Source organism: Micromonospora sp. NPDC051296, from assembly GCF_040682255.1.
Classification (GTDB): Bacteria; Actinomycetota; Actinomycetes; order Mycobacteriales; family Micromonosporaceae; genus Micromonospora; species Micromonospora craterilacus.
Window position 1 is genome coordinate 1 of sequence record NZ_JBFBAO010000543.1, and the last position, 3261, is coordinate 3261.

6 protein-coding genes are annotated in these 3261 nt (G+C 66.5%); 5 read left to right on the top strand and 1 reads right to left on the bottom strand.

The genetic code is table 11. The features are described 5' to 3' along the window. Positions 1-216, top strand: a 216-nt coding sequence (locus AB0M52_RS32530) for a hypothetical protein (RefSeq protein ID WP_363961616.1), incomplete at its 5' end; no start/stop codon positions are given. Between the two features lie 213 nt (positions 217-429). On the opposite strand, the gene AB0M52_RS32535 is transcribed toward AB0M52_RS32530, so the two are convergent. Then, complete coding sequence (locus tag AB0M52_RS32535; RefSeq protein WP_363961606.1) at positions 430-843, bottom strand: VOC family protein; 414 nt, start codon at positions 841-843, stop codon at positions 430-432. A gap of 232 nt (positions 844-1075) precedes the next feature. Between AB0M52_RS32535 and AB0M52_RS32540 the strand changes: the two genes are divergently transcribed. The 4 genes from AB0M52_RS32540 to AB0M52_RS32555 form a co-directional block, all read left to right on the top strand. After that, positions 1076-1543: a hypothetical protein gene (locus tag AB0M52_RS32540; RefSeq protein WP_363961608.1), complete on the top strand. Its 468-nt coding sequence runs from the start codon at positions 1076-1078 to the stop codon at positions 1541-1543. After that, a complete protein-coding gene (locus AB0M52_RS32545; protein ID WP_363961610.1) occupies positions 1527-2087 on the top strand; it encodes an OsmC family protein in 561 nt (186 codons plus the stop codon). Before AB0M52_RS32540 ends, AB0M52_RS32545 begins: the two co-directional genes overlap by 17 nt. A 158-nt stretch (positions 2088-2245) precedes the next feature. After that, complete coding sequence (locus tag AB0M52_RS32550) at positions 2246-2830, top strand: hypothetical protein (protein ID WP_363961612.1); 585 nt, start codon at positions 2246-2248, stop codon at positions 2828-2830. Between the two features lie 126 nt (positions 2831-2956). Continuing rightward, positions 2957-3261 (top strand): transposase (locus tag AB0M52_RS32555; RefSeq protein ID WP_363961614.1); only part of this gene is annotated, 305 nt, incomplete at its 3' end.

Sequence of the window (3261 nt, forward strand, 5' to 3'; positions counted from 1 at the left end):
GGCTCGGGTTCGGCGGCGATCCTGGAGGTGGCGCTCGCCGTCGCCCGTACCGGCTTCGCCCCCGACCGGCACCTGCGGTTCGGCTGGTGGGGCGCTGGAAGCGACGCCGTAACGGTGCACGCAGGGGATTTTGTTCACGTTCCCGAGCAGGCGCCCGGGGTCGTCGAGGCCATCGAGGACACCACGATGGTCTGTGTGTCGGTACCCGCTCACTGACCCAAAGCTTGGATCAGCTGCACGATCATCCGCAGGCCCGGAAGACGGCGACCAGCACCGTCCCTATCCACGGTGACGCGCGGTTCGCGGCCATGAGCGAGCATGCCGACCGCTGGCCGGGGTCCGCGTCACCTGGCTGCAGCGGAGGTCTGCTCACGGTGACCGGCTCGGCGTCGGGCGTAGCCGAGCAGGGAAGGGCGGACGTCCTGTCTGTCAGTCGTCGGCTTCGAGGGCAAAGGTATTGCCGTCTGGATCCTGGAACCAGGCGATACGTCCACCGCCGGCCCGAGCAGTGATGCCCTTGGCGTCGTGTTCGAACTGGTCATAGCGGATAAACTCGACGCCGGACGAGACGAGTTCGTCAACGATCTGGTCGATGTCGTCGACGTACCATGTCGCCAGCGTCGCCGGGGTCTTTCCGGCAGTGACCGCCTGGTACACATTCAGTGCTGGCGCGCCACCCGAACCATAGACGCGGCTGCCGTCGGCGATGTTGGCGCTGGGGCCGGACTGCAGCGCCTGTAGGCCCAGTTTGCCTTCGTAGAACGCGACCGCCCGCTGTATGTCGGACACGGCGATCGACGTTCTGAGGTGATAGGCGCTCAACGGCATGAACCACTGTCCCACACGCGAGCGGGTGGGCCGGGCTGGCCAAGGCGCATCTCGAAGGCCCTGGCGAGTCCGTGGGACCATCCGCACTTCGGCGTTCCGAACGTCGACACGGCAGGCAGGCACCAAGGCGTGAGCGCGCCAGCGGGGGCGGCGCGCACGGATGGCAGCGGACGACTCGCCAAGTACGAGGGAGGCCCGTTTCGTCGGCATGGTCGACACCGGCTGATCGCCGACTGACACTGGGCGGATGGAAGCAGATGCCGCCGGGCAACGCGAGTCGCAACCTGCGGGTTCGGTAGTGCAGGGCTGGACATACGGCCGAGCCGGGCGCCTCATCTTCACTGCGGAGTCAGGCATCCCTGATCCGCCGCTCTCCAGGGCGTTGCGTAGCACCGCGTGCGACTCGCTGCTGGGCGTCATCGTCGGCCTGGTGATCTGCCGGACGGCGGTCGGCTTCGGGTGGGCGGAGCACGCGGGCATAGCCGCCCTGGCCGCCACTGAGACACCACAAGTCCGCCGGGGATACCGACTACGAGTGACATTCTTTTTCCTGGTCACCACTGCAGCGTGCCTGGTCGTCGGCATCGTTCTCGAAGACAGACTGCGGACGCCGTGGGACTTGTTCTTGCCGCTGGTCTTGGCTCTGTCCGTCGGCAGCCTCGCGGGGACGGCTGCCGCCTACCTGCCGTGGCGGACTCGTGAACAGAGAGGATAGGAGCAGCAGCCTCGAACCCCCGGCCCGGACATCAGCTGTCGTTACGGCCGCGCTCGATCCCCGGCAGAAGCGGACGCCTCGGTATCTGGTGGTAATGCGGGTGACGGATCACAATGAGCCGGTCGGGTGGGGCAAAGCGGACAGGAGGCAACCGGTGGAGCAATTTGCAGTCGTGGTCGGCGCTGGCTCGTTCAGATCAGATGACGGTGGTGCGATCCGGTTCCCACACCGGTGGACCCCTGAGGGCGTTACGGTCGAGGCGGACTTCACCGGGGCCCACCTGTTGCACCTCGCTACGGCTGGATGCGTCCTGAACGACATATACCGGGAGGCAGGCGAACTCGACATCCGCATCCACGGGGTACGTGTGTCGGCTGACGGAGGTTTCGACACGCGGACGTGGATATCGAGTGGCATCACCTACCGCATCGAGCTGAGCTCACCCGCGTCCGTCGAGGAACTTGCCGTGCTGCTGGATCGCGTCGACGATGTCGCCGAGATCCCGCGGGCGATGCGAGCCGGGACCACGGTACGGAGAAGCTGACGTGCCCCCTTGTCAGCGAAGCTCACACCGACCGGTGTTCCAGCGCTGAGCAAGCCGATTGCGCCGGCTTCACCATCCGCAAAGCGTCGGCGCGCCCGGTCGGCGGCAGATGTGGATGACCTCGGGGTGACAGCCGTGGCTGTCTAGACTGCTCAGTTGTGCGCTCGGTCGAGGTCCTCGAACAGCTCGACGCCGCTTCCGAGGAGTTCCTGTTTCCGGATCTCGGCCACGGCTACTACTACGCCGTCGATGCTCGGCTCCATGGTTACTGGGACGCTTGGCAGTGGGCCCTCATCGTTGAGACGGTCGGCTACTCGCCACGGGCCGGCAACCTCATCGACGTGCTCCACGTATTCGGCGACTGCCTGACCAGGGGCGAACCCGGCTATGGATACGACGACTTTCACGAACGAGTAGACAACTGGGATGAGATAGAGGACCCCAACGAACCCGAGACCTATCGGGGAGGGCCGGTGGTGGTTCGCGGTCAGACGATAGCTGTTACTGCCGAGCCGGGCGAGGATCTGGTCGACGTGCTGCGTCTGCTTGTTCCGCGTCATCGCGCGTTGCTCCTGGCCGACGAGGGGGAACTGCGGCGCCGGATCCGGGTCGACATACCCGAGGTCCTGCGGTTAGACCAGTGGCATCACCCCGACCTGGCCGGGGGGCTTCGCCCCAGCGAGTCTGAGACCTTCCGCCAGATCGCCGATGTCCTAGTACGGCAGCCGCCGTTCGTGAGGTGACCTCGGATCCCGCGGGAATGAGGACGGCCACCGCGTGATCGTCTGTGCGTTGTGGACACAACATCAGACCGTGCGGTGGCCGAGAGCCACAGCGTAGAGCCTGCCCGGTGGCGACGAGCCATCGACCTGGTTGTTGACTCTTTCACCGGCCGGTTCTGCCGGGTCGAGCCCCGCCGGGCCGCAGCCGGGTTCGTCACCGGGCTGCTCGCCGACCTGCGGATCAAGACGTGCTGGCAGTTGGCGGAGCAGGCCGGACACGGCCGGCCGGACGCGATGCAAAGGTTGCTCTACCGGGCGAAGTGGGACGCGGACGCGGTGCGTGACGACGTGCGGAAGGTCGTCGTCGACCGGCTCGGTGACCCCGATGGGGTCTTGGTGGTCGACGAGACCGGGGATCTGAAGAAGGGCGTGCACACCGTCGGTGTCCAGCG